The 4081-nt window shown below is 44.5% G+C and carries 5 protein-coding genes and 1 pseudogene; 5 read left to right on the forward strand and 1 reads right to left on the reverse strand.

Features of this window, described 5'->3' with window-relative positions; all coding sequences use genetic code 11:
• The first annotated feature begins 62 nt into the window (after window positions 1-62).
• From ACLR2L_RS19295 to ACLR2L_RS19315, 5 genes are all read left to right on the forward strand, one after another.
• Window positions 63-206, forward strand: coding sequence for a DUF2256 domain-containing protein (locus ACLR2L_RS19295; protein WP_140957445.1), 144 nt, complete (start codon window positions 63-65; stop codon window positions 204-206).
• Between the two features lie 276 nt (window positions 207-482).
• A complete protein-coding gene (locus ACLR2L_RS19300; protein ID WP_413370532.1) occupies window positions 483-1100 on the forward strand; it encodes a TetR family transcriptional regulator C-terminal domain-containing protein in 618 nt (205 codons plus the stop codon).
• Between the two features lie 67 nt (window positions 1101-1167).
• Complete coding sequence (locus tag ACLR2L_RS19305; RefSeq protein WP_413370534.1) at window positions 1168-2151, forward strand: MDR family oxidoreductase; 984 nt, start codon at window positions 1168-1170, stop codon at window positions 2149-2151.
• Window positions 2152-2251: 100 nt separating this feature from the next.
• Window positions 2252-2764, forward strand: coding sequence for a hypothetical protein (locus ACLR2L_RS19310; RefSeq protein WP_413370536.1), 513 nt, complete (start codon window positions 2252-2254; stop codon window positions 2762-2764).
• 35 nt (window positions 2765-2799) lie between these two features.
• A complete protein-coding gene (locus ACLR2L_RS19315) occupies window positions 2800-3306 on the forward strand; it encodes a hypothetical protein (protein ID WP_413370538.1) in 507 nt (168 codons plus the stop codon).
• Between the two features lie 80 nt (window positions 3307-3386).
• Here ACLR2L_RS19315 and ACLR2L_RS19320 read toward each other — a convergent pair.
• Window positions 3387-4081, reverse strand: a pseudogene (locus ACLR2L_RS19320) (peptidase dimerization protein); the annotation flags it as partial.

The following is a 4081-nucleotide window of genomic DNA, read 5'->3' on the forward strand; positions in this document are numbered from 1 at the left end:
GAAACGATTAGCGACATGCAAGAACAAGCTCAAGCGTTGTTATCTAAACTGGATTCTGCGTAATGAAAAAATCAGCATTACCCACCAAGATGTGCCCGGTGTGCCAACGACCATTCAGTTGGCGAAAAAAATGGGAGCGCGATTGGGAGAACGTGAAATATTGCTCCAAGCGCTGTAGCGGTATGCGCAAAACTGAGGCGCTGTAGATTCATTTTTACATCAATCATAATCCGCTATTTCTGTAAGTGTGAATATAGCGCAGACCACACCCTTTCCTTGAATGCCCACCACCATGATGACCGCATATTTTTTAGTACTTGAACAGGTTGAAATCAGGTAGTTACTTTATGTTTGGCGGCCAGTCGCATTTGTAGAAAAAATCATTAATAACAATGCTGTAGACATATGGTCTAAAATAAATCTTGATTTATAGACGACTGGTCTATAATAATTAAAAAAAGCGTTATGATTGAGATGTTGCAATGACCATAGCAAAACGGGGACGCCCACCTAAACAAGCCAGATGCTTCGATGATACCAAGCAGGCATTGCTGCTTACCGGCATGGCCATTCTTACTGAGCGCGGTTTTAATACCGTAGGAATTGATTACATATTAAAGCGAGTAGGCGTGCCCAAAGGCTCGTTTTATCACTATTTTAAAAGCAAGGACGATTTTGGGCTGCAGGTTATCGCGCATTACGACCAGTATTTTTGTGCCAAGTTGAAGCGTTGTTTTAACAGTGAACCTGAAACACCGGTTGAGGGAATAAAGCGCTTTATTGAAGAAGCGGTGGAGGGTATGCAGAAATACCGCTTTACCCGTGGCTGTCTTATTGGCAATTTTGGACAGGAAATGCCCATTTTGGCGGAAGCGTTCAAACAGCCACTGGCAGACTGCCTGCAACACTGGACTGCATTGTTGTCGGCAACGCTCAAACAGGCACAAGATCTCGGTCAGATTGCAACTGAAATAGATTGCCAGGAGCAAGCTGAATTTTTTTGGATTGGCTGGGAAGGTGCCATTTTAAGCGCAAAGGTCATGCAATCTGACGTTCCCATGCGTAAATTTGCCACCGTATTTTTAGCCCGACTAACCTGAATCCGAACCAGACAACATGTCTATTACTATCCTAAACATCCCCTACAAATCCTAAACAGGAGGCACTATGTTTAATGCTGTTTATATATCCAAAGACGACAATGGTTATCACGCAGATATTGCTGCGCTGGAGGATACGGCGTTACCTGATGAAGACGTTATCATAGAAGTACATTACAGTACGCTGAATTACAAGGATGCCTTAGCAATAACCGGTAAGAGTCCGGTAGTGAGAACATTCCCTATGGTTGCCGGTATCGATCTGGCAGGCACAGTGCTTTCAAGTCGCTCTGCGAAATTCAATCCTGGAGACAACGTATTGGTTAATGGCTGGGGCCTGGGAGAGCAATACTGGGGTGGTCTTGCGCAAAAAGCGGCTGTTAATTCAGCTTTCGTTCAGTTGTTACCTAATACTATTACACCCTATCATGCAATGAACGTAGGCACAGCGGGTTACACCGCTATGTTATGTGTTATGGCGCTGGAGTCACACAACATTACTCCAGACAAAGGAGAAATCCTGGTTACTGGTGCTAATGGCGGAGTCGGTACCACGGCAATTGCGATTCTAGCAAAGCTGGGGTACACCGTAGTTGCCTCTACTGGCCGTATGGAACAGGCTGATACACTGAAAGCCCTTGGTGCATCGGAAGTTATAAGCCGATCACAGTTCAGCGAGCCTGGTCGCCCACTGGCTAAAGAGCGATGGGCAGGTGTTGTTGACTCCGTGGGTAGCCATACGCTGGCTAATGCTTGTGCCTCAACAATGTCAGAAGGTGCAGTGGCAGCCTGCGGATTGGCGCAGGGCATGGACTTTCCTTCAACAGTAGCCCCCTTTATTTTGCGTGGTGTTAAGTTACTCGGTATAAACAGTGTCACCCAATCACTGGCAGTACGAGAGAAAGCCTGGGCAAGAATTGCAACCGATCTGCCACCCGAGAGCCTGGCCTTGATTACCCAAAATGCAGGCTTGGCAGAAGCACTAGCGATTGCCCCTGATTTTCTGTCTGGACAGGTACAGGGCAGAGTAGTTGTAGATGTAAATAAATAGCACTCAATTCTATCCTCATAGACAGGTTTATACTGTTATTTGGCACGATAGACTGGGTGTCGTGCCAATAGTTAATACTGTTAACACTGTGGAGGATGAAGTGAATTATTATTGTACAGTCATTTTTGGCTTAGCAATTACCTTGTCGATGCCGCCGATTGTTTTCGCATCTCCTGACCGCGAAAACATTGAAGTGATCACCGTAACCGGTGATCAATCAATTACGCAAATGCGTACTACGATAAAACAAAAGCAAATTGAGTTTTACCAGGCTTACAACGCAGTAAATACCGATAAATACTTCGATATGATGTGCGATTATCGTGCCGACATTGGCAGTCACATTAAATCATTGGAATGCGAGCCACGCTACGTTCAGCGGATAAGGTCGGAACAGGTAAGAGACAACATCCATGGCTTTAGGTTTTACCTTAATAAGGTCCCGTCTGAAACTGAGCTCACGCCATTATTACGGGCGCAACACGATAAAGCCGAAGCGCATATGGCAAAGTTAATTCAGGAATATCCTGAACTTACCAAAAAGTGGAATGATTTGTTAGTCGCGTTATATCGCTATGAAAGCCACAAAGCATTGAAAAATTCCAGTGACTAATTTAGTTAAGCTATTGAAATGATATGGAGAATCCAGTGAAAACAACTCTTTTAACCGCTTTAATCGCAGTATTCAGTATATCGACTTTTGCCAATGCCTCACCTGCGCAGGACGATGTTGAAGTTATTACCGTCACGGGTGACCAATCTCTGGTGCAAATGCGCAGTGCAGTTAAGAAAAAGCGACTCGAATTTTTCGAAGCTTATAATGCCATTAATCCTGATAAGTACTTTGATATGTTGTGTGAATATCGTTCAACTATAGGTAGCAATATAAAACGTATGGAGTGCGAGCCACGATATGTAAGGCTAATCAGAGCAGAAAAAATTCAGGATAATTTTCAGGGCAGCGCTGTTAATTTTGCAATGATGCCCAATGACTCGGATTTAGCACCTTATCTTCGTGAAGAGCATGAGAAAGCAGAAGCGCATATGGCAAAGTTAATTCAGGAACACCCTGAGCTTACCAACAAGTGGAATGATTTACTGATAGCGGTATACCGTTACGAAAGCCAAAAGGCGCTGGAAAAAGACGAAGAATAAAAACAGCTGCCTCAGAAGCGTTACGCGTAACCATTCTGGCGATTTAATATTTCGCGTAACGCCAAATTTCAGACGAAAAATCAATGAATTGGATAATTTTTAAATTCAGTAAGTAACAACGACTCTATTATCGCGCTACCAGTAAAATAATTGCCAATTCGCAGGTTTTCGTTAGGTGCATGCTGGTTATTATCGCGATTGACCAAGGGCAATAACACCACCGGAATACCTAAACCTTCAGCGATACCTTCTGTTGGCACTGTTCCGCCCATGATAGGAATTTCGATAGGTGGCGTGTTCATGGATGCTTTTACCCAGGCTCCCACCGGAGAAGTAAGTGGGGTTTGCAAAGCTGCCGCCCCACCCAAATAGGTAACACTGGCCAGTTTTTGATACTGACTCCGCTCAAGCTCGGTTGGTTCGCCCTCGGTTAAATGAAAGCCCTGGCTTTTCATGAAGGTCTTAATCAGCTCTACCTGCCTTAAACCCGGTGTTGCAGTAACGGTGCGGATATCTATCCTGGCAGTAGCGTTTGCCGGTATCACCGTACGCGGTTTATTTGGGTCGGCGGCCACCATACTATTGATGTTCAGTGAGGGGTAAAGCAACGAGGTATAATAGTCGCTGTCGACTAACTTAACACTGCTTACACCCACATTTGTAGCTATTTGTTTATGATCAACAGGAATGGCTGCAATCGCTGATTTTTCGGCTTCGTTTATTACAATGCCGTCGTAATAGCGAGGAATAACCACCCGTCCATTACTTGATTTAA

Origin of the sequence: Alteromonas sp. AMM-1, from assembly GCF_047290655.1 — a bacterium.
Classification (GTDB): domain Bacteria; phylum Pseudomonadota; class Gammaproteobacteria; order Enterobacterales; family Alteromonadaceae; genus Alteromonas; species Alteromonas mangrovi.